Below are 24,558 nucleotides of genomic sequence, written 5' to 3'. Positions count from 1 at the left end.
AATGATGAAACCCGGCGGCGCCCAATGATCGCCGCTGCGGTTTCGTCCATGATCGAGCCCGTTCTCACCACTCACGAGAAGGACTCCGATCATGAATGCATCCACGAATTCGCGCGGCGTCGCCATCATCACGGGCGCCTCGCGCGGCATCGGCGCCGCCATTGCCGAACGTCTCGCGCGCGACGGTTACGCCGTCGTCATCAACTACGCTTCGCGCAGCGCGGAAGCCGAGGCGCTCGTCGCGAAGATCGCGGCGGGCGGCGGCCGCGCCGTCGCCGTGCAAGCGAACATCGCGAAGGCCGACGAGGTGCGCCGCCTCTTCGCAACCACCGCCGAAGCGCTGGGCCAGCCCACGCTGCTCGTGAACAACGCGGGCATCATGAAGACGGTCACGGTTGCCGACTCGACCGACGCGATCTACGACGAAACCTTCGACATCAACGTGCGCGGCACGCTCAACACGCAGCGCGAAGCGGCGACGAAGCTCGCGGACGGCGGCCGCGTAATCAACTTCTCGACCTCCGTGCTCGCGATGAATCTGCCCGGTTACGCACTGTATACGGCGAGTAAGGCGGCCGTGGAGACGATCACGCGCGTGTTCGCACGCGAACTGCGCGGCCGCTCGATCTGCGTGAACGCGGTTGCGCCGGGGCCGGTGGCGACAGAGTTGTTCCTCAGCGGCAAAACCGAAGAGCAGGTCCAGCATTTCGCGAACATGCCGCCGCTGCAGCGCCTCGGGCAACCCAACGACATTGCGAGTGTCGTGTCGTTCCTCGCGGGCCCGGACGGCGGCTGGGTCAACGGCCAGGTGCTGCGCGCGAACGGCGGGATCGTCTGACGCGCCGCCCGGCGCGGGTTCAAGAAAGAAGCTGGGCAAGATATGGTCTGAGGGCAAGCCGCCGTGGCGTGAAACCGCCGGTCCCGGCCGGTGCTACACTCCGTGCTCGAAAACGGTAGACAGACAGGGCCGTCAGCGCATGGCGCACCGGCTCATATTGCGCCCTCAACCACTCCAGACCATGTATTTGTCCATCTTCGCCGTCGGCCTTGGCGGCGCGCTCGGTTCGCTGCTGCGCTGGGTTCTCGGGCTACGCCTGAATGCCCTCTACCCTGAACTGCCGCTCGGCACGCTTGCGTCGAACATCATCGCGGGCTATGTGATCGGCGTCGCAGTCGCGTATTTCGGGCGCATGCCCCAGCTCTCCGCCGAATGGCGCCTCTTCGTCATTACCGGGCTCATGGGCGGCCTCTCCACGTTTTCGACCTTCTCCGCTGAAGTCGTTTCGCATCTGCAGCACGGACGTTTCGGCTGGGCCGCGGGCGAGATCGCGATTCACGTGTGCGCCTCGGTCGTCATGACGATCCTTGGCATCGCAACGGTCTCGGCACTGATTCGCTGATCGGCAACGAAAACGGCCGCGTTCGCCATTGGCGCAACGCGGCCGCATCGGCGAGGCGACGGGAAGATCAGGCAGGACGCCGATAGCCGCCCAGCAAACCGTTCTTCGAAAACACCCACTGCCACAGCTGGATGTCGCGCGCACGGAACGCCCCGGCGCACGAAAGCAGGTAGTAACGCCACATGCGGTAGAACCGCTCGCCCATCTGCGCCTTGAAACGCGGCCACGCGGCCTCGAAATTCGCGTGCCACGCCATCAGCGTGCGGTCATAGTCGGCGCCGAAGTTATGCAGGTCTTCGGCCACGAACAGGCCGCCAGAAGCGTCGGCGATCTGGCCGATGGTCGGCAGCTCGCCGTTCGGGAAGATGTATTTGTCGATCCACGGATCGGGCGTGGTGTCGCGGCGGTTCTTGCCAATGGTGTGCAGTACGAACAGACCGTCGTCGACAAGACACCGCTGCGCGACTTCCATATAGGTGCGATAGTTCTTCGGGCCTACGTGCTCGAACATGCCCACGCTCGCAATGCGGTCGAACTTCTCGTCGAGCAACCGGTAGTCCTGCAGGCGGAATTCGACGGGCAGATCCTTGCAGCGCTCGGCGCCGAGCGCGGCCTGCTCCTTCGAGATCGTCACGCCCACGCACGACACGCCATAGTGTTCGGCCGCGAACTTCATGAGGCTGCCCCACCCGCAGCCGATGTCGAGCAGGCGCATGCCGGGCTTCAAACCCAGCTTGCGGCAGATGAGATCGAGCTTGGCGTCCTGCGCCTCGTCGAGCGTCTTCGCGCCGCCCGACCAGTAGCCGCAGGTATAGGCCATGTTCTTGTCGAGCATCGCCTCGTAGAACTCGTTGCCGATATCGTAGTGCTGCTGGCCCACCTTCCATGCCCGGCGCACGGTCTGGCGGTTCATGAGGCGCGCCTTGAGCGCGTAGAAGACGAGACGGGAGGGATCGATCTGGTCATCTAGATGCGCGCGCAACACATGCGCGAAGAATTCGTCGAGCTGCTCGCAGTCCCACTGGCCGTCCATGTAGGCCTCGCCGAGGCCCAGGTTGCCTAGCGCCAATACGCGCTCGGGCAACTGCGGATCGTGAATGCGCATGTCCCACGGCCGGGTGCCGTTGAACTTCACGTCAGCGCGCGCCAATAGCTGGGCTATGAACCGCCAGGCCCCGGAAACGGTGGCCTCACGAACGGGTTGAGCTGCTTCGAGATCAGTCGTTGCCATACGTGCTCCATGCGGCAGGAGTCGGGTCCTTGGTACCTTGCTCCGATGCCATTCAAGAGGTTGCTATCAAGACATTCGTCGTCGCGCGCGCTGCGAGAAACTCTATGATGCACCTACTTCAAAAATTGTGCAGGAACACGCACAGGCCATACGGGGCGGGCCATAATCGCAAACTCGACGAAACCCATCGCCCCTGCGCGAGCAAACGGCGCGCCCGAACTGGAGAGACTGACCATGGCCTACGACGACAAGAACATCTTCGCGCGCATCCTGCGCGGCGAAGCACCCTGCATCAAGGTGTACGAGGACGACGCGACGCTCGCGATCATGGACGTCATGCCGCAATCCGAAGGCCATCTGCTCGTGCTGCCGAAGGAAGGCGCCGAGTTCATCTATGAGCTTTCGCTGGAAGCCGGCGCCGCCGCGATGGCGACGGTGCAGAAGATGGCGGTCGCGATGCGCAAGGTGCTTGCACCCGAAGGCCTGTTGATCGCGCAGTTCAACGGCGCCGCCGCCGGGCAGACCGTACCGCACGTGCACTTTCACCTGATTCCGCGCCGCGCGGGTGAAGAGCTGCGTCCGCATGCGCGCGAAATGGCCGACATGGCGCAGCTCGAAGCGCTGGCCGCGCGCATTCGCGCCGCACTGTAAGCAATATGTATTGCTATCGTTAGTTATTCATAAGATTTAAATGCCGTCGAATTGCACGAATTCGTCGAGCGGGACGCGCGCCGAGCGCCACTGGTTGATGGGCGCGTCCGCGTCTTCGTGACCGATCGCCATGCCGCAGAACACCATGCGTTCGCGCGGCAAGGCGAGAAACTCGCCAACGCTCTGCGCGTAGCGCGCCCAGCATTCCTGCGCGCAGCTATGCAGGCCGGCTTCGCGCAGGAGCAGCATCACCGTCTGCAGGAACATGCCGAGGTCGGCCCATTGCGGCGGCCCCATCTGACGATCCACGCTGCAAAAGAGCGCGAGCGGCGCATCGAAAAACGCGTAGTTGCGCGCGAATTGCCGTAGCCGGCCGGGCCGGTCCTCGCGAGCGACGTCGATGCTGCGGTAAAGATCCTCGCCCACCTGATAACGACGTTCGCGATACGGCGAACCCAGCTCGCGTGGATACACGTCGTACTCCATCGGCTCGCCCGCCGGCGCCTGCGCAATGCGATCGGCCATGATCGACTTGAGCTTCGCGAGCGATTCGCCGCCCACGACATGGACATGCCACGGCTGCAGATTGCCGCCCGAGGGCGCGCGCGCAGCGGTATCGAGCACGCGGCGAATGATGGCGGGATCCACCGGACCGGGCAAAAACTGGCGTACGGACTTGCGGCTGGTGACGGCTTCGCTGACTTTCAAGCAGATTCTCCTCGGGGGATCGCCGAAGCATTATCGGCGATCCCCCGTGCGGCTGCCGACGCTCGCCGCATAGGTCCGCGCTGGCGATCGCGGTAGGAATGCTCATTACTGGACACCCCCCGCACAGATCCCGGCGTGCCCAATTCGGGCACCGGGCTCCTACCTTGGGTGTTTGACGGCGAACCGGCGATCCGGCCACGGGTGAAGGATTCGAGGTTGGGGAAGCCAGGCATCCGCGATCCGCTCGACCCGCGTCCACGTCATGTGATCTTTCTGGCTGCGGCGCCGAAGCGCACGCCGCCAGAGATCCACGACATGGTAGCGGAACGCGCCAAGTGCTCGCGAATTCGTTGGTACCGCGTGGTACGCGAAGTAACCGCGCACCACCTGCCCGAGCCATTTCCCTTGTGCAGGAATCGGTTCGTGCATGCGCCGCCGTAGTTCCTCCTTGATCCCCCTGAGCTTCGCCCGCATGCGGTCGCCCCGGGTCTTCCGCTGAAGCTGGAAGGTACCCCGTCGCGATTTGCCGCAGATAAAGATGAAGCCCAGAAAGGTGAAGGTCTCCGGCCGGCCAAGGCCGCGGCTTCGGCGATTGGCCGCCGCATAGCGACCAAACTCCAGCAGCCTCGTCTTGTCCGGGTGAAGCGCCAAGCGCGAACTTCTCCAACCGCGAGCGCATCGCGTCCCAGAAGCGCCGCGCGTCAGCTTCGTGCTCGAAGCCGACAACAACATCATCTGCGTATCGCAAGATAATGACGTTGCCTTTGGCTTCTCGCCGTCGCCATCGGTTAGCCCAGAGGTCAAAGACGTAGTGCAGATACACGTTCGCGAACAGCGGTGAGGCCACTGATCCCTGCGGGGTACCTGTCTCACCCACGCTCAGCACTCCGTCTTCCAGCACGCCCGCCTTGAGCCACTTGCGCACAAGTCGGATGATCCGTTGGTCGCCGATCCGGTGTTCAATGAAACGAACTAGCCATTCCTGGCTAACCGAGTCAAAGAAGCTCTTGAGATCGGCGTCTAAAATCCAGTTCACCGGGGTGCTGGTGATCGCTGTCGCCAACGCGTCCAGCGCATCGTGCTGACTGCGCCCGGGCCGGAACCCGTACGAGAATCCGAGGAAATCCCCCTCGTAGATCGCGTTCAGCACATCAACCACCGCGCGCTGGACGATCTTGTCCTCCAGTGCTGCAATCCCCAACGGGCGCTGCTTGCCATCCGGCTTAGGTATGTACTGCCGCCGAACAGGCAGTGCCCGATACGCTCCGCTGTGCACTTGTGCGTGCAGACGCTGGAGATAGTCCTCCAGTCCTGCCTCGTAGTACCGCCACGTCATGCCGTCCACCCCGGGGGCCGCATTGCGCTTGAGCGCAAAGAACGACTCCCGAAGGCAACCGATCGTGACGTGGTGCAGCAGCGCGGTGAACCGCTCCTTCTTCCGCTGCCTCGCAGCTTGCCGTACACGTTCCAGCCCCTGTGGCACGCTTGCCCGGTTCTGCGCCCGGCGCGTGTGTTGCTGACCCGTGTTCCCCTTGGTCCCCGCCCTTCGCTCCACCTGCTCCGCAGCCGGCTTCCCGGCCTTGTTCGCAGGCTTCGACGCTACTATGGCGGAGTCTGACTTCTCCCGTCCGTTCATCATCGGCTACGGCTCCTCGCCTTCCCGACACGGACCAGTCCGTGATGCAACTGGCCAGACGAGAGATCTCCCGGTTCCCGCGCAAAGAGCGTCCGTGCGTGCCAGGGTCTCTGACCACGCCGGGTCGTCGGGGCGCTCGCGCTAGCGCGCCCCTCCATGTTGCCTTCCGCGTTCTGAACCGCGTCGGCACCCGGAATAACACAACTATCGCGGCTCAATGGCTGGCCCACACGCTCCCCTACCGACGCTTCGCCGACCACCTCGCGGCAGCCTGCGCACGGCTCGGGGCCGATGTGGTTCGCTACTCCTTCATCGTGGCAGACTTGCACCGCCTACTCCTTGCCGGTCTCCCGGCGCACTCAGAACTTGTGACGGATCCCCACTACGACGAGCGCCTGATTGTCGGCGCCCGAACTCACGCCAAAGTCGCCGATCGATGACTGCGCAACGAACTCGAACCCTTCGCGTCGAGCGTATGGCCGCTCGCCTTCTGGTAACCGGCGAGCGCGGTCCTTGCGAGGCGGCTGAAAGGCCGGCGCGGCAACGTTACGGAATGCCCGGCAAGCGGGGAACGAACGATTTCTGCGTTGCTTGAGCGGCGCCGGAGACTTTGCCGAGCGCAGATCGTGCCAGGCGCCGCGCGGGCGCTTTCCTCCGGCGCACGGAGTCTGCTATAATTCGCCTCCCGCCGGAGAGATGGATGAGCGGTTTAAGTCGCACGCCTGGAAAGCGTGTATAGGTTAATAGCCTATCGGGGGTTCGAATCCCCCTCTCTCCGCCAGAACGAAACGCCGAAACCCCGTAAGCTCAATGGCTTACGGGGTTTTTGTTTTTCAAGCCCGTCAAATAGCCCGCCCGAGAGGGAACAACGTGCGCGAGGCACGTCCAAACGCCCTCAATTACACCCACTCACCGTGCAATACTTGTTGTACACGAGCCCTTTCCCATCCATCCCCGAGATCGTTCTTGTGCCGTTGCCGTAGTTCGTGATCGTCTCGGTCCACGTCGACCCATCGGCGGCCTGCCCCGTGATGAACGTCGTGTCGCCAATGGATGCGCCGGTCTGCTCCCAGGCCTCTCCCGGCAGCTTTTGCTGATACCCGTTGACCGTAGACGTGTTGCCGAAGCGCTGCACCGTGTACGAATTGCCCGATTCGTCGACGCAGTTCTGGAAGGCGTCGTTGCCCCAGCATTTGGCAAAAGCGGCGGGCGCCGCAAAGGCGCCGACAATGATCAGGCTGAGTGCAATGCGCTTCAATGACTTCCCCGAGAAAACGCCTATTTCTGGCTCAATTCACCGCGAGTCCCAGCCGGCGGCGCGCGAAATTGTACCGTAGCCGCCAAGGCGATCTACTGGATGCGCCGGACACGCGTGCGTCGCACGCTCCCGCTGGTTATCGGACAAAAAGCGGATGACTTGATGGGCGCAATGAGAACAGCGGCGCCGCCGGTCGTTGAACACTCAACGTTGGAAGGAAGTCCGAATCGACCAGATCAGGCAAGAGAAAAGGACGTCGGGCCGCAGCCCGACGCCGAATTCCCGCGTACTGCTTCGAGGACCGGCGCGGGAACGAGAGGACTTCAGTATCGCCTCGCCCGCCCGTTTTTTAAGTGCTCGACCGCACACCGGCAATCAGGTCCCCACCCTTACGGGTGGCGGATATAGTCCACCAGCGCGAGCGTATACGCGTCCGGCTTGCGATCGAGCAGACTCACGCCGATCGCCACGAGAAAGCCAGCGGGCACACCGAACACGCCCGAGCTGATGGGCTCGATGCCGAACCATCGCGGGCCCGCGAAGCCCGTGAGCTGCGTAAAGAACGGGTACGTCGAGACGATGTAATAGACGCACACGCTCAGGCCCGCAATCATGCCGGCCACGGCGCCCAGGCGCGTCGTGCGTTTCCAGAACACCCCAAGCACGAGCACGGGAAAGAGACTCGACGCCGCCAGCGAAAACGCCGCCCCCACCAGAAAAAGAATGTTCCCTGCGTTGAGCGACGCCACATACGAGGCGAACAGCGCCACGCCGAGCAGCAGGATCTTCGACATCGTCACGCGCCGTTGGCTCGACGCGCTCGGATCGACCATGTGGTAGTACACGTCGTGCGAAAGCACGTTCGAGATCGTGAGCAGCAGACCGTCCGCAGTCGACAGCGCGGCCGCGAGCGCACCTGAGGCAATGAGCCCCGACATCACGTACGGCAGTCCTGCGATTTCCGGTGCCGCGAGCACGACCATGTCGGGCTGCATCTGGATGTCACTCCAGCGCACCACGCCGTCGCCGTTCACATCCGCAATGCTGATGAGGTACGGCTCGACGCGCCGCCACTGCATGACCCACTGCGGCAGATCGTCGAAGCGCTGCCCCATCAGATGCGTGAGGATCTCGAACTTGATCAGCACCGCGAGCACCGGTACGGTCAGATAGAACAGCGCGACGAAGAAGAGCGTCCAGCCCACCGAGCGCCGCGCCGAGGCCACCGAGGTCGTCGTGTTGTAGCGCGTGAGGATGTGCGGCAGGCTCGCGGTGCCAAGCGAAAGGCACAGGAGCAGCGAAAGGAAGTTGCGTTGATGAAGGCGCCGCTCGGCATCGTCGGCGGCGGGAAACGGTTCATTCATCGGCACGGGCGGTGAGGCGCGCTCGAGCAGGTCGTCGCGCTGGCGCGTCCACACCATGCGTGCGGCGTCCACGTCACGCGGGAAGGCGTTCAATTCACGCTCGAGCGAATCGATATCGCGCAGCGGGCCGTTGTGGCGGCGCAGGTTCGCGAGCGATTCGACGAGGTGCGTCTTCTCCGCGACGTACGACTGCGGCAGCGTGTCGAGGCGCGTCTGCCATTGCGCCGCGCGCTGGCGGTAGGCGTCGCGCACGGTGGCTTCGGCACTCGCGCCGCGCACGTCGCGCTCGAGCGCTTCCACGCGCTGCATCACGCTGCCGTAATCGACTTGCGGCAGCCAGCCGAGGCCGTCGCGGTGCGCGATCAGCGAAACCGGAATCAGGATGGCCGCGATGAGAATGATGTATTGCGCGACCTGCGTCCACGTCACGGCGCGCATGCCGCCGAGAAACGAACACACGAGAATGCCCGCCAGCCCGCAGAAAATGCCGATGGCAAAATCCACGCCGATGAAGCGCGTGGCGATCAGCCCCACGCCCTGGATCTGCGCGACGAGATAGACGAACGAGCAGAGGATTGTCGCGAGCACGGCGAGCGCACGCACGAGGTTGCTCGAGAAGCGCGTGCCGAGGAAGTCGGGAATCGTGTAGCGGGCGAGCTTGCGCACATACGGCGCGAGCAGGAAGGCGACGAGGCAGTAGCCGCCCGTCCAGCCCATCAGGTAAGCGAGGCCGTCGTAGCCGCTCGCGTAGAGCGAACCCGCGAGGCCGATGAACGACGCGGCGGAAAGCCAGTCGGCGGCCGTCGCCATGCCGTTGAAGAACGAGGGCACGCGCCGCCCCGCCACATAGTATTCGACGAGGTCCGAGGTGCGCGAAAGCAGCCCGATCACCGCGTACACCGCGATCGGCACGAACAGGAACACATAGCCGATCCACATGCCGGGGCCGGTGGAAAGCTCGATCCGCCACATCACATAGACGAAGGCGAGAAAGCCAAGCGTGTACAACGCGTAGGAGCGTATGAGCCGGTGCGCAAGCCTCATCGTTGCTGTGCCTTGCTGGCTTCGCGAATGGCGATGTCGGCTTCGAGCGCGGCTTGCAGCACGCGGTCGGCGCGCTGCATCAGCACGATATAGATCGCGACGAGCAGCACATAGAGCAGGATCGCACCCTGTGCGCCGAGGTAGAACGGCAGGCTGAAGCCCGCGAAGCGCAGGCCGGCGAGCTGTCGCGCAAAGAGCGGCGCAACGAACGAGACGAGGAAGCCGATCGTCATCAGCACGGCGATCAGCGCGAGATTGAAGCGCCAGTAGCGCCGATGCGCGCGCGCCATCGCCTCGCTCACCGGGGGCGGCTCGGGCAAGGGATTGAGATTGTTCTGCGGAGTAGTGTGTGGCGCGGCCATGCGCCTGTGTAGCAAAAACGCGTATGGCCGGCAATCCGGGGCAATGCGGGGATCGATGCGGCGCGCGGCGCCAGCCAAGGCGCCGCGCGAACCTCGGCGTTTAGAGCGATTCGCCGAGCTGGTCCAGAATCGCCGGGTTTTCCAGCGTGGAAACGTCCTGCGTGATCGCCTCGCCCTTCGCGAGCGAGCGCAGCAGACGGCGCATGATCTTACCCGAGCGCGTCTTCGGCAGGTTCTCGCCGAAGCGGATGTCGCGGGGCTTGGCGATCGGCCCGATCTCCTTGCCCACCCAGGCGCGCAGATCGTTGGCGAGCTTCACGGCCTCGTCGCCCTGCGGACGCGTGGCCTTGAGCACCACGAACGCCACCACGGCTTCGCCGGTGGTGTCGTCGGGGCGGCCCACCACGGCGGCTTCGGCCACGAGCGGGTTCGCCACCAGCGCCGACTCGATCTCCATCGTGCCGAGGCGGTGGCCCGAGACGTTCAGCACGTCGTCGATCCGGCCCATGATCGTGAAGTAGCCCGTGTCCTTGTCGCGCACGCTGCCGTCGCCGGCCAGATAAAGCTTGCCGCCGAGTTCCTCGGGGAAATAGCCCGACTTGTAGCGCTCGGGTTGTCCCCAGACGTTGCGGATCATCGCGGGCCACGGACGCTTCACGACGAGAATGCCGCCCTGCCCGTTCGGCACGTCCTGGCCGGTTTCGTCGACGATCGCGGCCATGATGCCCGGCAGCGGCAGCGTGCACGAACCCGGCACGAGCGGCGTCGCGCCCGGCAGCGGCGTGATCATGTGGCCGCCGGTTTCGGTTTGCCACCACGTGTCGACGATCGGGCAGCGCTTGGCGCCCACGTTTTCGTAGTACCACATCCACGCTTCGGGATTGATCGGCTCGCCGACCGTGCCGAGAATGCGCAGCGAAGAAAGGTCGTAGCTCTTCGGATGCACCTTCGCGTCGGCTTCGGATGCCTTGATGAGCGAGCGGATCGCCGTGGGCGCGGTGTAGAACACCGTGACCTTGTGCTTGGCGATCATGTCCCAGAAGCGGCCCGCGTTCGGGTACGTCGGCACGCCTTCGAACACAACCTGGGTCGCGCCGATCGTAAGCGGACCATAGGCGATATAGCTGTGGCCCGTGATCCAGCCGATGTCGGCCGTGCACCAGAACACGTCCGAGGGCTTGTGATCGAAGGTCCACTTCATCGTTTGCGCGGCCCACAACAGGTAGCCGCCCGTGCTGTGCTGCACGCCCTTCGGCTTGCCCGTCGAGCCCGACGTGTAGAGGATGAAGAGCGGGTGTTCCGCGCCCACCGGCACAGGCGCGCAGGTGTCGCTCTCGGCCGCCGAAAGTTCGTGCATCCACTGGTCGCGGCCTTCGTGCCAGGCGACCTTGCCGCCCGTACGCTTGTAGACGATCACGCTGTGCACCGCTTCGCAGCCGCCCATGGCGAGCGCTTCGTCGGCGATGTTCTTCAGCGGCAGCGCCTTGCCGCCGCGCATCTGTTCGTCGGCGGTGATGAGCGCGACCGCGCCCACATCGACCATGCGTTCGTTGAGCGACTTCGACGAGAAGCCGCCGAACACCACCGAGTGCGTCGCGCCGATACGCGCGCAAGCCTGCATGGCGACCACGCCTTCGACCGACATCGGCATGTAGATGACCACGCGATCGCCCTTCTTCACGCCGCGTTTCTGCAGCGCATTGGCGAAGCGCGACACGCGCGCGAGCAGGTCCTTGTAGGTGACGTTCGTGACGGTGCCGTCGTCGGCTTCGAAGACGATCGCGACGCGCTCGCCATTGCCCGCTTCGACGTGGCGGTCGAGGCTGTTGTACGAGGCATTGAGTTCGCCGTCTTCGAACCACGTGTAGAACGGCGCCTTCGATTCGTCGAGCACCTTCGTGAAGGGCTTTTGCCAGCTCAGGGTTTCGCGCGCGAGGCGCGCCCAGAAGCCTTCGTAATCGCGTTCGGCTTCGGCGCACAGCGCCTTGTATGCGTCCATGCCGGACACCGTGGCGCCCGCCACCGTTTGCTCGGAAGGCGCAAAGACGCGGCGTTCCTGAAGAACCGATTCAATCGCAGACATCGACAACCCCTTGGTGAAGATGAAACGTCAAATTCGTGGACACGCATGAGCATCTTCAATGCCCGTGCGCGCCGTCTCCGTGCGCCGCCGCCCGCATGCGGGCACGGCGCTATTGGCTTGCGCCGGGAGCCGCCATTGTGGCATCCCGGCATGCATGGGCGCGCGATACAGGCACGATCGTGCGCGATCTTCGCAAACTACCCATGCCGGCAAGATTAAGCGTAGCAACTTACCGGCCACTTACGCGCGCCCATGCAGACCATGCAAGCGGCGCGCCATGGCACGCAGGTAAGCAGACATTTAGAATGCTAACTGAACTGCGCACCCGGATTCCAGCTTGAATCGCTATTCCCTGTTTCTCATTGCCTCGATGCTGCTCGTGGGCAGCAACGTCGGCATCGGCAAGTCGATTGTCGCCTTCATTCCCGTTCCACTCTTCGCGCTGCTGCGCTTCGTGATCGCCCTCGCGGTGCTCGGCCCGCTCCTGCGTCGCTCCAGAATGCAACAGGTGAAGCGCGGCGAATGGATCAATCTGTTCCTCCAGGCGCTGTTTGGGACATTCGGGTTTACGCTGCTGATGCTCGGCGGCGTGCATCGCACGAGCGCGGTCGCGGCCGGCGTCATCACGAGCACGATCCCCGCCGTGGTCGCCCTCTTCTCCTGGCTCCTCCTGCGCGAGCGCCCCGACGCGCGGGCGCTCGCTTCCATCGTGCTCGCCATTGCGGGCATCGCGGTCATCAATCTCGCGCACGTGGGCGGCGGTGGCGACAGCGGCGCCAGCTCGTTGATCGGTAACCTGATGGTGCTCGGCGCGGTGTGCTGCGAATCGCTCTATGTGATCCTGTCGCGCCGTCTCACCCAAACGCTCGCGCCGCTCGATATCTGCGCATACACACACCTGTTCGGCTTTCTGCTGATGCTGCCCGTGGGGCTGCCCGGCGCACTGTCGTTCGATTTCTCGAGCGTGCCCGCTGGCATCGGGTGGCTCGCGCTCTGGTACGGACTTTCGGCGAGCGTGTTCTCGTTCTGCCTCTGGATGATGGGCATACGCCACGTGCCGGGCAGCATCGCCGGCGTGTTCACGGCCGTGCTGCCGGTGGCCGCGGCCGTCTATGGCATCGCGTTTCTCGGCGAGCGCCCCACGCCCGCGCACGGCATTGCGCTCGCCTGCGTGGTGGCCGGCATCGGGCTCGCGAGCCTCAAGATGAAGCGCCTGCCGCCGGTGGCCTCGTGACCATTCCGTAATCAGGTTGAAAGCATCGGGGCGCGGGCGGCGGTGCCGGAATCCCGGCGAGCCCCTCCTGCGACGCTGTACAATAGCGCCCGCCCGGCCCCTCGCGCGCGTCTTCTGGCCCTAACCAGACGACTGCACCAGGGCAGCCCCGCTTAGGCAGCCCCACTTAGGCAGCCCCGCCCGAATTCGCCACCGTGATTGCCCATGTCCGCCGCACGCCCCCAGCCGCCTTCCGTCGCCGCACCGGGTAAAGCCCGTCGCCGCATGCGTCCGTTGCCCAGCATCATCTTCATGAGCCGCTGGCTGCAGGTGCCGCTCTATCTGGGCCTGATCGTCGCGCAAGCCGTGTACTGCGTGCTGTTCCTCAAGGAGATCTGGCACCTCGTGAGCCACGCCACCACGCTCGACGAAACCAGCATCATGCTGGCCGTGCTCGGCCTGATCGACGTGGTGATGATCTCGAACCTGCTCATCATGGTGATCGTGGGCGGCTACGAGACCTTCGTCTCGCGCCTGAATCTCGAGGGCCATCCCGACGAGCCCGAATGGCTCGACCACGTGAACGCCGGCGTGCTCAAGGTGAAGCTCGCCATGGCGCTCATCAGCATTTCGTCGATCCACCTGCTCAAGACCTTCATCAATCCCGATGCCGCCTCGACGCATACGGTGATGTGGCAGGTGATCATCCACGTGGCGTTCCTCGTCTCCGCGCTCGTGATGGCGTGGATCGACCGCATCACCACGCATACGCACCCCGAACACTACCAGGAGCTCGCCGCCCGCCATCCGGTGCCAGGCGGGCAGGCCGCGGCGCGTCGAGCGGTTCCCGAGCACGCCGAGTCCGACTGAACCGCGCACACGGCAGACATGATTCAAAACACCCGTCCCCACAGAAGCTAGCCATGACCGTCATCAAACAGGAAGACCTCATCCAGAGCATTGCGGATTCGCTGCAATACATCAGCTACTACCATCCGCAGGACTACATCGAGGCGCTGGGCCGCGCCTACGAACTCGAAGAGAGCCCGGCCGCGAAGGACGCGATCGCGCAGATCCTCACCAACAGCCGCATGTGCGCCGAGGGCCGTCGCCCGATCTGCCAGGACACCGGTATCGTCACGATCTTCGTGAAGGTCGGCATGGACGTGCGTTGGGACGGCGCCACGATGGGCGTGACCGACATGATCAACGAAGGCGTGCGCCGCGGTTACCTGAACCCGGACAACGTGCTGCGCGCCTCGATCGTGAGCCCGCCCGAAGGCGGCCGCAAGAACACGAAGGACAACACGCCGGCCGTGATCCACTACGAGATCGTGCCGGGCGACAAGGTCGACGTGCAGGTTGCAGCCAAGGGCGGCGGCTCGGAGAACAAGTCGAAGTTCGTGATGCTGAACCCGTCCGACTCGATCGTCGACTGGGTGCTCAAGACCGTGCCGACGATGGGCGCGGGCTGGTGCCCGCCGGGCATGCTCGGCATCGGCATCGGCGGCACCGCTGAAAAGGCGATGCTGATGGCGAAGGAATCGCTGATGGAATCCATCGACATCCAGGACATCATCAAGCGCGGCCCGAAGGACTGGATCGAAGAACTGCGCGTGGAACTGCACGAGAAGGTCAACGCGCTCGGCATCGGTGCGCAGGGTCTGGGCGGTCTCGCCACCGTGCTCGATGTGAAGATCATGGCCACGGCCACGCACGCGGCTTCGAAGCCCGTCGCGATGATCCCGAACTGCGCCGCCACGCGCCACGCGCACTTCGTGCTCGACGGCTCGGGCCCGGCCAAGCTCGAAGCGCCCTCGCTCGACGCATGGCCGAAGGTCAACTGGGAACCGAACACGGAAACGAGCAAGCGCGTCGACCTCAACACGCTCACGCCGGAAGAAGTCGCTTCGTGGAAGCCGGGCCAGACGCTGCTGCTCTCGGGCAAGATGCTCACGGGCCGCGACGCGGCGCACAAGCGCATCGCCGACATGCTCGCCAAGGGCGAGAAGCTGCCGGTGGACTTCAAGAACCGCGTGATCTACTACGTCGGCCCGGTCGATCCGGTGCGCGACGAAGTGGTCGGCCCGGCAGGCCCCACCACGGCCACGCGCATGGACAAGTTCACGGAGCTGATGCTCTCGCAAACGGGCCTCATTTCGATGGTCGGCAAGGCCGAGCGCGGCCCGGTCGCCATCGAGGCGATCAAGAAGCACAAGGCGGCTTACCTGATGGCGGTGGGCGGCGCGGCTTACCTCGTGTCGAAGGCGATCCGCGGCTCGAAGGTCCTCGCGTTCGAAGACCTCGGCATGGAAGCCATCTACGAGTTCGACGTGCAGGACATGCCGGTGACGGTCGCCGTCGATTCGTCGGGCACCTCGGTCCACAAAACCGGCCCTGCCGAATGGCAGGCGAAGATCGGCAAGATTCCGGTCGCCACGGTTTGATGCCTGCCTGATGCCTGTTTAAAACCCGGGGCCGCGCGCCCCGGTTTTTTTTTGCATCACGCGCGGCGTACTGAGATTAATTCTCAGCGCTGAGTAAATCGCCGATATACACCGCAATTCAATGTGGATTCGGCCTTGGCTTTTGTGTATTGAGCGTTTATTGTTGGAAACCAGTCACCGCCCCACAAAGAAAGGAAAGACTATGCAAGGCGACAAGAAGGTCATCGAATATCTGAACGCGCAGCTCAAGAACGAGCTCACGGCTATCAATCAGTATTTCCTGCATGCCCGCATGTACAAGCACTGGGGCCTCGAGAAACTCGGCAAGCATGAATATGACGAATCGATCGGCGAAATGAAGCATGCCGATATGCTCATCGAACGTATTTTCATGCTCGACGGTCTGCCGAACCTCCAGGACCTGCATAAGCTGCTGATTGGCGAAGAAACCAAGGAAATTCTCGAGTGCGATTTGAAGCTCGAGCAGATTTCACAGTCCACCTGCAAGGAAGCGATTGTTTATTGCGAATCGGTGCGCGACTTCGTTTCGCGCGAGATTTTCGTGACGATTCTCGAAGACACCGAAGAGCACATCGACTGGCTCGAAACGCAGATCGACCTCATCGGCAAGATCGGCATCCAGAATTACCAGCAGTCGGCCATGGGTTCGGTAGAATCCTGATCGCGCGCCTCGCGCCCGCGCGCATCCGTCCGCCTTGCGGGTGCGCCCCAATCCTTTTGCGCCCATCCCCGTGAACCTTCCGGCCTCTTCCAGCGCTGCGCCCATCGGCATCTTCGACTCCGGCCTCGGCGGCCTGTCGGTGCTGCGCGCCGTGCGCGCGCTGCTGCCCGCCGAGCGGCTCGTGTATGCCGCCGACTCGCGCTACGCCCCCTACGGCCAGCGCGACGACGACTTCATCGCCGACCGCACGCTCGCGATCTGCGAATGGCTCGTGGCGCAGGGCGCGAAGGCGCTGGTGGTGGCCTGCAACACGGCCACGGCGCAATCCATCGCGCTCGTGCGCGAGCGGCTCTCCATCCCGCTCATCGGGGTGGAGCCGGGGATCAAACCCGCGGCGCTGGTTTCGAAATCGCGCGTGGCGGGCGTCCTCGCCACCCAGGTCACGCTGCGCAGCGCGCGCTTTCAGGCGCTCGTGGAGCGCCACGCGGCCGACCTGCGCGTGCTGTGCCAGCCGGGCCATGGCCTCGTCGAAGCCGTGGAGCGCTGCGACATCGGTTCGGCCGACTTGCTCGCGCTGCTGCGCGCGTACGTCGAGCCCATGCTCGACGCGGGCGCGGATACGCTCGTGCTCGGCTGCACGCACTACCCGTTTCTCGACGCGGCGATCCGCTCGATCGTCGGCGAACGCATGACGCTCGTCGACACGAGCGTCGCCATCGCCCGGCAGCTCGAACGCGTGCTCGACCAGCACGGCCTGCGCGCGAGCGGCGAGCCGGCCGGCGCGGGCGGCGACGAGATTCGCTTCTGCTCGACGAGCGACGGCGCGCACCTGCACGAACTCGCGGCCGCGCTGCTGGGTCTGAACGCCAACGTCGAGCGCGTGGCCATCCCCTCGCGCCGCACGCGGCAACTGGAAGCGAACGCGGCCTGACGCGCCGGCGCCACACGCCGCGCGCGATGCGAGGTTCGCGATTCGCGCCTCGCCCTGGTGTTCACGTTTCAACCCCGTTTCTACCCATCTGACTCATCCGCTTCGTTGTGCCTGGCTCCTGCCAGAAGTCCCTGTTGGGCTCCCGCGGCGATGCGCCACCCTGCCGACAGTAACGCAACGGATAAGCTCTAGGCGGCTCACCAAACGCCTTGACGAGCGCCCCACCCTGGCTCGCCTTTTCCTGACGCAAAGCAAAACCCCTGCTAGGCCTCCGGTTATGTTACAAAAAATCCGCCTACGCGCTTGCCAAACCCAGCAAACATAATGATAATAATTCGCATTAACTCTATCTATTGCGGTCCATCATGATTGTCTGCGTTTGCAAATCCGTCTCCGACCGGACGATCCGCGCCTCCATTCAGGAAGGCATGGATTCTTTCGACGAGCTACAGTTCGAGCTCGGCGTCGCGACCTGCTGCGGCAAGTGCGAAGAATCCGTTCGTGACGTGATGGCGCAAAGCGGTGTCTGTGCGAGCCGCTGCGGGGTCACGCAACCGGCGCACCCCGCCGTGGTCCCCCATGCGGTTCCGCTCACGTTTTACGAGCGCAAGGCTGCCTGAAGCCATGACGCGCATCCGGCCACCGATGCGCGTCCGCCCCGTCCGCCCGTTTAGCCAAAGGCGCCTCCGGCGCCACGCGCCGCGGACGTCAAATCGCCGCCGACAGCAAGCCCGTCTCCCGACCAGCCAGCTACCGCTCGTACCCCTCAAAGGAGGTCGTGATGGAATTGCTGCTCGGATTCGTAACGACGTTGTGCATCTCGCTGTTGATCTTTCGCAAATAAAGCTGCCCGACGCGACGCGTAGGTTCGCCTGCGCGCCGTCGTCCGCATGGCAGCCACGCTAAACATGCAGGCTCTCCAAACCACCGCTGGCACGCTGCCGTCTCCCTCCGTTCGCGTCAATCGCCGTGTCGTCACGGCGAGCGCGATCGTGGTCGCGCTGCATGCCGCGCTCATCGCCGTCGTGCTGATGAAGCGCGAACCCGTGACGCCCGTCGCGCTCCAGTCGCAGACGATGATGGCCGAACTGCTCAAGCCCGAGCCGGTCGCCGCCCCGGCTGCAATCCAGTCCACGCCTACGCCGCCTCCGCCCAAGCCGGTCCCGCACGTGACGCGCGAGAAGCCGAAGGTTCAGCCCAAGCCCAAGCCCACTCCGCTGCCCGTGGCCGAAGCGCCCTCGCAGCACGCGATCGAGTCGGCCGCGCCCACTGCGCCTACGCCGCCGGCTCCCACGCCGCCAGCACCCGCTCCGCAAGCCGCGGCGGCCACGGACGCTAAGCCGACCATGGCGCTCTCGGCGCCGAAGAACGTCTCGCATCTCGACTGCCGCATCGTGCAGCCCGACTACCCGACGCTCTCGCGCCGGCGCGGCGAAACCGGCACGGCATTCGTGCACTTCGTCGTGGGCCTCACGGGCAAGATCGAGAACATCGAGCTGAAGAAGTCGAGCGGCTCCAGCCGCCTCGACGACGCCGCGCTCGATGCGATGCGCCAGAGCTCGTGCAAGCCGTACCTGGAAAACGGCGAAGCCGTCCGCGCGGCCTATACGCAACCATTCGAGTTCAGCCTGAACAATTGACCGGCTGAAGTCACACGCTTCCATGAATTGAATAAAGAGGATCAGGAATGCAGAACTACGGTATCGCCCACGTCTGGGCGCAAGGAGATTTCGTGACACGCGGCATCGCGCTCGCGCTGTTGATCATGTCGGTGCTGTCGTGGTGCGTGATCGTCGTCAAGGGCTGGAATGTCGCGCGCCTCAAACGCCTCACGAAGAACGCCGAGCAGCAGTTCTGGCACTCGGACGATCTCGCCGACGGCGTGAAGAAGCTCGGCAGCGGCTCGCGTGAAGACAACCCGTTCCTCGCACTTGCGCTGTCGGGCCAGGAAGCCGCCGACCACCATCACCAGACGCAGCCGCATCTGCACGACCGCATGGATGTGTCGGACTGGGTCACGCGCTGCCTGAAGGACACGATGGACGAATCGGTCGCGAAGATGCAAAGCGGCCTCGCCATTCTCGCCTCGATCGGCAGCACGGCGCCGTTCGTCGGTCTGTTCGGCACGGTGTGGGGCATCTATCACGCACTGCTTACGATTGGCGCGACGGGTCAAACCTCGATCGACGCCGTGGCCGGTCCCGTTGGCGAAGCGCTCATCATGACCGCCTTCGGCCTCTTCGTCGCGATCCCCGCCGTGCTCGGCTACAACGCCCTCACCCGCGCCAACAAGGCGATCGTCACGAAGCTCAACCGCTTCGCGCACGGCCTGCATGCCTTCTTCGTGACGGGCGCGCGCCTCACCTCCACCGCACGTAGCGGCGCAAAAGACGGCAACACGAGCAACCTGCGTGTCGCTGCACGTAGCCACTAAAGAGCGGAGGCAAGCATCATGGCGATGAGCCCCTTTGCCAGCGACGACGACGATGGCCTGATGAACGAAATCAACATGACGCCGCTCGTCGACGTCATGTTGGTTCTCCTGATCGTTTTCATGGTGACGATTCCCGTGATCCGTCACGCCGTGAAGATCGACCTGCCGCATGCGAGCAGCCAGAAGGAAGACGCGAAGCCCGCGCAGATCAACATCTCGATCGAAGCGGACGGTACGGTGCTGTGGGACGGCACGCAGGTCGACGACGCGGCGCTGAACCAGAAGATCGCAGCCGCGGCGCAAACGACGCCGCAACCGGAACTGCATCTGAATGCGGACCGCAAGGTGCAGTACGAACGCGTGGCCCAGGTGATGTCTGCCGCGCAAAGTGGCGGCCTCACGAAGCTCGGCTTCGTCACCGACCCTGCGCATCACTGATCGCGTCACTGCACGCAGCACGCAAAATTGAGCGGTACAAAGTAAAAGGCCTTCATCGTCAGATGAAGGCCTTTTTTCGTGCGCACGCGGCGCATTCGGGCGGTGGCGGCGACTCCCCGACAATCGATCGGTTCACACCGGCACATGCGACTGCCGTGGGCAACACGGACTGCGCTTTCGGCCCTGAAGGCCCACTATGATAGCGGCCATCAATCCCCACTCAAGACCGGTGCTTGGCGAGGAGGACTTCAATATATTCCTCTCGCTTCGTACCTTCAAGAGTTAGGCCATTGAAAGTAGCGATGGCCGCTCACGCTTGAATGCCTAAAAACAAATGGCGCTAGACGTTGCGCACAAATGCACTGCATGAAAACTCAAGTTTCATACAAGCGCACGCGCGTGCACGTTCGCAAAGCTTCATGCAGTTTCGATCCTGCTTGTGCTCTTTGTGCGCGAGAGCCCAACCTTGCCGCTGGATGCATTTTCCGTTTCTGCTTGCGTACCAGGCGCAGCGATCTCGCTTCTGAGCGGACATTCCTGCTGCAAGCCCTTATCGGCATCGAGCACTTCGACGAGGTAATCGACGAAGGCACGCACGGCCGGAACCATGCCCTGGCGCGAGAGAAATACCGCATAGAGCTGCGGCACCGGCAGCGTCCAGCCCGGCATCACCGGAGAAAGCTTGCCCGAGCGCAGCGCGGCGCCATACATCATCTCCGGCAAGGCCGCGATGCCGAGGCCCTGCAGCGCCGCTTCACGGATCGTCGTGAGGTCCGCGGTGATGAGGCGCGGCTCGTGTTCGTGCGCGTGGCGCGTGCCATCGGGCGCGATGAGCTGGAAAACGTGGCGGCCGTCGCCCGTGGGCGTATCGAGCGTTTCGAAGCGCGCGAGGTCTTCGGGCGTGAGAGGCGGCGCGTTCTGCGCGAGCAGGCTCGGCGCGCCCACCAGCATCTGCTCGGTGCGCCACAGCGGACGCACCACGATATTGGCGTTCTGCGGCGGCTCCGAGCGCACGCGCAGCGCGATATCCACGGAATCTTCGAACAGGTCGATCACGCGGTTCGTCACGCGCATCACCACCCGCACCTCGGGGTAGCGATGCATGAATTCCGGTATGACCTGCGAAAAGATCGTTTGCGACAGCGTGACCGGCACGCTCACGCGCACCGTGCCGCGCGGCGACGAGCGCAGCGACTGAACGACGTTCACCGCGGCCTGCGCCTCGGCGAGCATCGAGCGGCAATGCTGGTAGAAGAGTTCGCCCGCCTCGGTGAGCGCGAGCTTGCGCGTGGAACGCTGCAACAGGCGCACGCCGAGCGAGGCCTCGAGTTCGCTCACCCGCCTCGACAGACGCGACTTCGAGATGCCGAGCACGCGTTCCGCAGCGGAAAAGCCGCCATGCTCGATCACCTGCGAAAAGTACATCAGGTCGTTGAGGTTATGCGAATCGATTTTCATGTCGTCGTTCCAGCGATGGGACAATCCATTGCGATGAGGCCGTAAAACAGGCCAAATTGGCTACCTATAATAGCGGTTTGTTTCGCATATAACGCAATTCCCACAATTCGAGGTGATATCCATGACCACGACCCGTACGATCGAGCGCGTTTATCCCGCGGTTCGCACCACCGAGGGTGGCGGATTCATCGTCCATCGGCCGTTCCCGACCCGCCAGTTGATGGACTTCGATCCGTTCCTGTTGCTCGACGAAATGGGCCCCGTCGATTACGCCCCCGGCGAGGCCAAGGGCGCGCCCGACCATCCGCACCGCGGCTTCGAAACCGTCACCTATATGGTCGAAGGCCGCTTCGGCCATAAGGACTCGGCGGGCCATTCGGGCACGCTGCGACCCGGCGACGTGCAATGGATGACGGCCGGCGCGGGCGTGATCCACAGCGAGATGCCCGACCCCGAATTCACGCGTGCGGGCGGCCGCATGCATGGCCTGCAGCTGTGGGTGAATCTGCCCGCGCGCGACAAGATGATGGCGCCGCGCTACCAGGAACTGCCCACGGAGCAGATTCCGGTGGGCCGCTCGAAGGACGGCAAGGTTGCGGTGAAGGTGATCGCCGGCGAAGCGCTGGGCGTCAAGGCTGCGATCGAAACGCGCACACCCATCCTCTACCAGCACTTCACGCTCGCGCCCGGCGCGCGCGTGGAGCAACCGGTGCCGAGCGAGTATCGCGTGTTTGCGTATGGTCTCTCAGGTACGGGTCTGTACGGGCCCGATGCGCAAGCCATCGATGCCCAGCAGATGGTGACCTTCGCGAGCGACGGCGACACCGTCACGCTCGCCGCCCCGGCCGACGCGAGCGCGCCGCTCAGCGTCCTGCTGATCGGCGGCGTGCCGCTGAACGAGCCGGTCGTGCGCTACGGCCCGTTCGTCATGAACACGGAGCAGGAGATCCGCCAGGCCGTGCTCGACTATCAGGCCGGGCGCATGGGGCGCATCGCTCACTGAAGCCGGACGGCGCAGCGACGCGGGTTTCCGAAGCATCGCCACGGGCCCGCCCGCTTTCCGTCACAATAAGGTTTCTGGGGCGCGCATCGCAGGTTGCGCGCCCGTCCCTCTTTAACCGTCCCGCCCGCGAGGAGCGCATGGTCGAACCCGCAGTCACCGCACACATTGGCTCGACGAACTACCAGGTCCAGTTCGACGACGGCACCCACACCTGGATCGCCGACGAACCCGCCTCGCTCGGCGGCGGCGACCGCGGACCGTCGCCCTTCTCACTGTTGCTCTCGAGCCTTGGCGCCTGCACCTCCATCACGCTGAAGATGTATGCGCAGCGCAAGGAGTGGCCGCTCGAAGGCGTACGCGTGAAGCTCACGATGGAAACCGGCAGCGAAGGCACGAAGATCGACCGCCAGATAGTGCTCGAAGGCGCGCTCACCGACGAGCAGCGCGAGCGCCTGCTGCAGATCGCCAACGCCTGCCCGGTCCACAAGGTCCTCACGAACACGATCACGATCCGCACGGGTCTCGTCGTCGCTTGAGCGGCGACGCGCGGACACAGACACAGGAAGGCGCCGCCTTGAATTTCGAACACCTCATCCAGATCAACGATCCGCTGAACCCGCTCGTCGAGGCCATGACGCGCGAACAGCTCTGGGAAGGGCTCGTGCTGCGCGCCGAGCAGCCGCAGCTCTTCGTGATCGGGCTCGACAGCTGCACGATCCTCTCGCGCACCGAAAGCACGATGGAGCGCGAGTTGCACTATGGCCACGCCACGGTACGCGATCGCGTCACGCTCACGCCCAACGAGAGCGTGCGCTACGACATCATGGCGACCGCCGAGTACGTGGGCGGCTCGCTCACGATGACGATCGAGCAGCCCGATCCGTTGCAGCTCTTTCTGCGCTTCGAGTACCGCACGACGCTGCCCACCGCCGATACCGAGGACGATCGGCAGACTTCCGAGATCGTGAAGTCGGCCTATCGCGAGTCGGACATCGACACCGTGCGTCTCATCCGCCAGTTCGTGCAGGGCGACGGCAGCGCGCCGAACGCGCTGCACTGAAGCCTCCGGCGCTTGCCCTCCTGCCCTGCGCGGCACGGCGAGCGCCGATTCACACGACAGCACGCTTCGGTACAGGCTATCGGCGTTCGATTCCGATGAATATCTCGCAGTTGCAAATACGAACTATTATCATTTAGAATTCATCCATCGAATCGAGACAAAGACGTCACGTTCATGACCGAACTGAACCGCACCTCCACACTAAGCTTGCGCCGCAACGGCAGCTCGGCATTGACCAGCGCGCGGCCCAAGCCTGCCGTCGCCCAGCCCAAGCCGCGCAAGAGCGCCGAGCCGGCGGCCGCCGCGGCAAGCGACGAGAGGAAACTGGATAGCGCGGCGCTGCTGCAAGGCCGCAGCCATGTGAGCATCATGCACAACGGCGAAACGTATCAGCTGCGGGCCACCCGGCTTGGCAAGCTGATCCTGACGAAATAGGTTTCACGCAGGTTTCAACCGGGTATTGTGGGGACCGCCTCCACCGAGAGGCGTTGGGGCATTAGCCAGCAACGACGGCTTGCACGCGAGATCTAGACCCCTTCGTGCAGACATCCTTCAAGCTTCAAGCCGGCCGTCGAAGCAAGCCACGCCATTTTTTTGTTCTCGTACCAGATCGGGGCGGCGCGCGAAGCGTGTGCCGCCCGAGACAAACGCCGCGGCATCCGTCCGCGGCTTTTGTTTTTTCTGGCGTCGTCGAGCGCGACAGTGGATCGAATTACTCCACCCCGAGCGCCGCGATGCCCGCACGCGCAATGGAGGCATCCTGGTCGGACTTCACGCCCGAGACCCCGACCGCGCCAATCACGTCGCCGTTCACGCTCACGGGTACGCCGCCTTCCAGCATGCCGGTGAGCGGCGCACTCAGGAACGCCGTGCGGCCCTGCTTGATCACGTCCTCGTACACCTTGCTCTCGCGGCGGCCCAGCGACGCGGTGCGCGCCTTGGCCACGGCGATCTCGGCGCTGATGGGCGCGGCGCCGTCGAGGCGGCGCAGATACAGCAGATGGCCGCCCTCATCGACGACGGCGATCGTCACGTGCCATTCATTCGAGCGGGCGTGCGCGACGGCTGCGTCGCCTACCCGGATCACGTCTTCATCGGTCAGTACTGCTCGCGTTCGCATGCGTCTCTCCGAAAAGTCAAAAACCGGGTTTGGCG

The 24,558-nt window shown here is 64.2% G+C and carries 24 protein-coding genes, 1 tRNA gene and 2 pseudogenes; 17 read left to right on the top strand and 10 right to left on the bottom strand.

Annotated features, from left to right (window positions below; translation table 11 throughout):
- The first annotated feature begins 91 nt into the window (after positions 1-91).
- Positions 92-838 (top strand): SDR family oxidoreductase, encoded by a 747-nt coding sequence (locus tag AB4Y42_RS14955; protein WP_368694606.1) that lies wholly within the window; start codon positions 92-94, stop codon positions 836-838.
- A 181-nt stretch (positions 839-1,019) separates the two neighbouring features.
- Positions 1,020-1,400 (top strand): fluoride efflux transporter CrcB, encoded by a 381-nt coding sequence (crcB, locus tag AB4Y42_RS14950; protein ID WP_368694605.1) that lies wholly within the window; start codon positions 1,020-1,022, stop codon positions 1,398-1,400.
- Positions 1,401-1,467: 67 nt separating this feature from the next.
- On the opposite strand, the gene cfa is transcribed toward crcB, so the two are convergent.
- Positions 1,468-2,631, bottom strand: a complete 1,164-nt coding sequence (gene cfa, locus AB4Y42_RS14945; protein ID WP_368694604.1) for a cyclopropane fatty acyl phospholipid synthase — start codon at positions 2,629-2,631, stop codon at positions 1,468-1,470.
- Between the two features lie 234 nt (positions 2,632-2,865).
- On the opposite strand from cfa, the gene AB4Y42_RS14940 reads away from it, so the two are divergent.
- Positions 2,866-3,282 carry an HIT family protein gene (locus tag AB4Y42_RS14940; RefSeq protein ID WP_069262497.1) on the top strand — a complete coding sequence of 139 codons (417 nt, stop codon included), beginning with the start codon at positions 2,866-2,868 and terminating at the stop codon, positions 3,280-3,282.
- A 36-nt stretch (positions 3,283-3,318) separates the two neighbouring features.
- Here the strand turns inward: AB4Y42_RS14940 and AB4Y42_RS14935 are convergent, their stop codons facing one another.
- The 3 genes and pseudogenes from AB4Y42_RS14935 to AB4Y42_RS14925 all read right to left on the bottom strand — a co-directional run.
- On the bottom strand, positions 3,319-3,990 hold the full coding sequence (locus AB4Y42_RS14935; RefSeq protein ID WP_368686553.1) for a nitroreductase: 672 nt from the start codon (positions 3,988-3,990) through the stop codon (positions 3,319-3,321).
- A 159-nt stretch (positions 3,991-4,149) separates the two neighbouring features.
- Positions 4,150-5,626: pseudogene (gene ltrA / locus AB4Y42_RS14930) on the bottom strand (group II intron reverse transcriptase/maturase).
- Between the two features lie 359 nt (positions 5,627-5,985).
- Positions 5,986-6,134: pseudogene (locus AB4Y42_RS14925) on the bottom strand (porin); the annotation flags it as partial.
- Positions 6,135-6,316: 182 nt separating this feature from the next.
- Between AB4Y42_RS14925 and AB4Y42_RS14920 the strand changes: the two are divergent.
- A tRNA-Ser gene (locus tag AB4Y42_RS14920) sits at positions 6,317-6,407 on the top strand.
- A gap of 114 nt (positions 6,408-6,521) precedes the next feature.
- Here the strand turns inward: AB4Y42_RS14920 and AB4Y42_RS14915 are convergent.
- The 4 genes from AB4Y42_RS14915 to acs form a co-directional block, all read right to left on the bottom strand.
- Positions 6,522-6,884 carry a hypothetical protein gene (locus AB4Y42_RS14915; RefSeq protein ID WP_368686554.1) on the bottom strand — a complete coding sequence of 121 codons (363 nt, stop codon included), beginning with the start codon at positions 6,882-6,884 and terminating at the stop codon, positions 6,522-6,524.
- A 389-nt stretch (positions 6,885-7,273) separates the two neighbouring features.
- Complete coding sequence (locus AB4Y42_RS14910) at positions 7,274-9,292, bottom strand: VC_2705 family sodium/solute symporter (RefSeq protein ID WP_368686555.1); 2,019 nt, start codon at positions 9,290-9,292, stop codon at positions 7,274-7,276.
- Positions 9,289-9,654, bottom strand: coding sequence for a DUF4212 domain-containing protein (locus tag AB4Y42_RS14905; RefSeq protein ID WP_342921918.1), 366 nt, complete (start codon positions 9,652-9,654; stop codon positions 9,289-9,291). Before AB4Y42_RS14905 ends, AB4Y42_RS14910 begins: the two co-directional genes overlap by 4 nt.
- A 100-nt stretch (positions 9,655-9,754) precedes the next feature.
- Positions 9,755-11,737 (bottom strand): acetate--CoA ligase, encoded by a 1,983-nt coding sequence (acs, locus tag AB4Y42_RS14900; protein ID WP_368686556.1) that lies wholly within the window; start codon positions 11,735-11,737, stop codon positions 9,755-9,757.
- A 337-nt stretch (positions 11,738-12,074) separates the two neighbouring features.
- On the opposite strand from acs, the gene AB4Y42_RS14895 reads away from it, so the two are divergent.
- The 9 genes from AB4Y42_RS14895 (at position 12,075) to AB4Y42_RS14855 (ending at position 19,882) form a co-directional block, all read left to right on the top strand.
- The gene (locus AB4Y42_RS14895) at positions 12,075-12,971 is read left to right on the top strand and encodes a DMT family transporter (protein WP_368686557.1); all 897 of its coding nucleotides are present in this window, start codon (positions 12,075-12,077) and stop codon (positions 12,969-12,971) included.
- A gap of 204 nt (positions 12,972-13,175) precedes the next feature.
- A complete protein-coding gene (locus AB4Y42_RS14890) occupies positions 13,176-13,820 on the top strand; it encodes a TIGR00645 family protein (protein ID WP_368694603.1) in 645 nt (214 codons plus the stop codon).
- Between the two features lie 53 nt (positions 13,821-13,873).
- Positions 13,874-15,397, top strand: a complete 1,524-nt coding sequence (locus tag AB4Y42_RS14885) for a fumarate hydratase (RefSeq protein WP_069262504.1) — start codon at positions 13,874-13,876, stop codon at positions 15,395-15,397.
- Positions 15,398-15,599: 202 nt separating this feature from the next.
- Positions 15,600-16,079, top strand: coding sequence for a bacterioferritin (gene bfr / locus AB4Y42_RS14880; RefSeq protein WP_110857464.1), 480 nt, complete (start codon positions 15,600-15,602; stop codon positions 16,077-16,079).
- A 70-nt stretch (positions 16,080-16,149) separates the two neighbouring features.
- Positions 16,150-17,010, top strand: coding sequence for a glutamate racemase (gene murI, locus AB4Y42_RS14875; protein WP_368694602.1), 861 nt, complete (start codon positions 16,150-16,152; stop codon positions 17,008-17,010).
- A 365-nt stretch (positions 17,011-17,375) separates the two neighbouring features.
- Positions 17,376-17,630: a bacterioferritin-associated ferredoxin gene (locus tag AB4Y42_RS14870; RefSeq protein ID WP_028208420.1), complete on the top strand. Its 255-nt coding sequence runs from the start codon at positions 17,376-17,378 to the stop codon at positions 17,628-17,630.
- A gap of 288 nt (positions 17,631-17,918) precedes the next feature.
- Positions 17,919-18,650 carry an energy transducer TonB gene (locus tag AB4Y42_RS14865; RefSeq protein WP_368686560.1) on the top strand — a complete coding sequence of 244 codons (732 nt, stop codon included), beginning with the start codon at positions 17,919-17,921 and terminating at the stop codon, positions 18,648-18,650.
- A gap of 47 nt (positions 18,651-18,697) precedes the next feature.
- Positions 18,698-19,444, top strand: a complete 747-nt coding sequence (locus AB4Y42_RS14860) for a MotA/TolQ/ExbB proton channel family protein (protein WP_368686561.1) — start codon at positions 18,698-18,700, stop codon at positions 19,442-19,444.
- Positions 19,445-19,462: 18 nt separating this feature from the next.
- The gene (locus tag AB4Y42_RS14855; RefSeq protein ID WP_028208423.1) at positions 19,463-19,882 is read left to right on the top strand and encodes a biopolymer transporter ExbD; all 420 of its coding nucleotides are present in this window, start codon (positions 19,463-19,465) and stop codon (positions 19,880-19,882) included.
- Positions 19,883-20,299: 417 nt separating this feature from the next.
- Here the strand turns inward: AB4Y42_RS14855 and AB4Y42_RS14850 are convergent, their stop codons facing one another.
- A complete protein-coding gene (locus tag AB4Y42_RS14850; RefSeq protein WP_368694601.1) occupies positions 20,300-21,340 on the bottom strand; it encodes a LysR family transcriptional regulator in 1,041 nt (346 codons plus the stop codon).
- A gap of 121 nt (positions 21,341-21,461) precedes the next feature.
- On the opposite strand from AB4Y42_RS14850, the gene AB4Y42_RS14845 reads away from it, so the two are divergent.
- The 4 genes from AB4Y42_RS14845 to hemP all read left to right on the top strand — a co-directional run bounded on the left by AB4Y42_RS14845 (position 21,462) and on the right by hemP (position 23,838).
- Positions 21,462-22,343: a pirin family protein gene (locus tag AB4Y42_RS14845; RefSeq protein ID WP_368686563.1), complete on the top strand. Its 882-nt coding sequence runs from the start codon at positions 21,462-21,464 to the stop codon at positions 22,341-22,343.
- Between the two features lie 137 nt (positions 22,344-22,480).
- Positions 22,481-22,879 (top strand): OsmC family protein, encoded by a 399-nt coding sequence (locus tag AB4Y42_RS14840; protein ID WP_368694600.1) that lies wholly within the window; start codon positions 22,481-22,483, stop codon positions 22,877-22,879.
- A gap of 38 nt (positions 22,880-22,917) precedes the next feature.
- On the top strand, positions 22,918-23,403 hold the full coding sequence (locus AB4Y42_RS14835) for an SRPBCC family protein (protein WP_133183540.1): 486 nt from the start codon (positions 22,918-22,920) through the stop codon (positions 23,401-23,403).
- Positions 23,404-23,577: 174 nt separating this feature from the next.
- Positions 23,578-23,838, top strand: a complete 261-nt coding sequence (gene hemP, locus AB4Y42_RS14830) for a hemin uptake protein HemP (protein WP_368686565.1) — start codon at positions 23,578-23,580, stop codon at positions 23,836-23,838.
- Between the two features lie 277 nt (positions 23,839-24,115).
- Here the strand turns inward: hemP and AB4Y42_RS14825 are convergent, their stop codons facing one another.
- A complete protein-coding gene (locus AB4Y42_RS14825; RefSeq protein WP_368686566.1) occupies positions 24,116-24,523 on the bottom strand; it encodes a heme-binding protein in 408 nt (135 codons plus the stop codon).
- Positions 24,524-24,558 lie beyond the last annotated feature (35 nt).

This window comes from Paraburkholderia sp. EG286B (assembly GCF_040965655.1).
In the GTDB taxonomy this organism is placed as follows: Bacteria; Pseudomonadota; Gammaproteobacteria; order Burkholderiales; family Burkholderiaceae; genus Paraburkholderia.
Note: the sequence above shows the minus strand (reverse complement) of the source record. Positions and strands in the feature narration are given on the sequence as shown.

Excerpts from the sequence above, each read along its gene's own strand:
- AB4Y42_RS14890 (WP_368694603.1), top strand. The coding sequence starts at position 13,176 with ATGTCCGCCGCACGCCCCCAGCCGCCTTCCGTCGCCGCACCGGGTAAA.
- AB4Y42_RS14940 (WP_069262497.1), top strand. The coding sequence starts at position 2,866 with ATGGCCTACGACGACAAGAACATCTTCGCGCGCATCCTGCGCGGCGAA.
- AB4Y42_RS14860 (WP_368686561.1), top strand. The coding sequence starts at position 18,698 with ATGCAGAACTACGGTATCGCCCACGTCTGGGCGCAAGGAGATTTCGTG.
- bfr (WP_110857464.1), top strand. The coding sequence starts at position 15,600 with ATGCAAGGCGACAAGAAGGTCATCGAATATCTGAACGCGCAGCTCAAG.
- AB4Y42_RS14825 (WP_368686566.1), bottom strand. The coding sequence starts at position 24,523 with ATGCGAACGCGAGCAGTACTGACCGATGAAGACGTGATCCGGGTAGGC.
- AB4Y42_RS14840 (WP_368694600.1), top strand. The coding sequence starts at position 22,481 with ATGGTCGAACCCGCAGTCACCGCACACATTGGCTCGACGAACTACCAG.
- AB4Y42_RS14865 (WP_368686560.1), top strand. The coding sequence starts at position 17,919 with ATGCAGGCTCTCCAAACCACCGCTGGCACGCTGCCGTCTCCCTCCGTT.
- AB4Y42_RS14885 (WP_069262504.1), top strand. The coding sequence starts at position 13,874 with ATGACCGTCATCAAACAGGAAGACCTCATCCAGAGCATTGCGGATTCG.
- AB4Y42_RS14955 (WP_368694606.1), top strand. The coding sequence starts at position 92 with ATGAATGCATCCACGAATTCGCGCGGCGTCGCCATCATCACGGGCGCC.
- cfa (WP_368694604.1), bottom strand. The coding sequence starts at position 2,631 with ATGGCAACGACTGATCTCGAAGCAGCTCAACCCGTTCGTGAGGCCACC.
- crcB (WP_368694605.1), top strand. The coding sequence starts at position 1,020 with ATGTATTTGTCCATCTTCGCCGTCGGCCTTGGCGGCGCGCTCGGTTCG.
- hemP (WP_368686565.1), top strand. The coding sequence starts at position 23,578 with ATGACCGAACTGAACCGCACCTCCACACTAAGCTTGCGCCGCAACGGC.
- AB4Y42_RS14855 (WP_028208423.1), top strand. The coding sequence starts at position 19,463 with ATGGCGATGAGCCCCTTTGCCAGCGACGACGACGATGGCCTGATGAAC.
- AB4Y42_RS14850 (WP_368694601.1), bottom strand. The coding sequence starts at position 21,340 with ATGAAAATCGATTCGCATAACCTCAACGACCTGATGTACTTTTCGCAG.
- acs (WP_368686556.1), bottom strand. The coding sequence starts at position 11,737 with ATGTCTGCGATTGAATCGGTTCTTCAGGAACGCCGCGTCTTTGCGCCT.
- AB4Y42_RS14870 (WP_028208420.1), top strand. The coding sequence starts at position 17,376 with ATGATTGTCTGCGTTTGCAAATCCGTCTCCGACCGGACGATCCGCGCC.
- AB4Y42_RS14910 (WP_368686555.1), bottom strand. The coding sequence starts at position 9,292 with ATGAGGCTTGCGCACCGGCTCATACGCTCCTACGCGTTGTACACGCTT.
- AB4Y42_RS14905 (WP_342921918.1), bottom strand. The coding sequence starts at position 9,654 with ATGGCCGCGCCACACACTACTCCGCAGAACAATCTCAATCCCTTGCCC.
- AB4Y42_RS14845 (WP_368686563.1), top strand. The coding sequence starts at position 21,462 with ATGACCACGACCCGTACGATCGAGCGCGTTTATCCCGCGGTTCGCACC.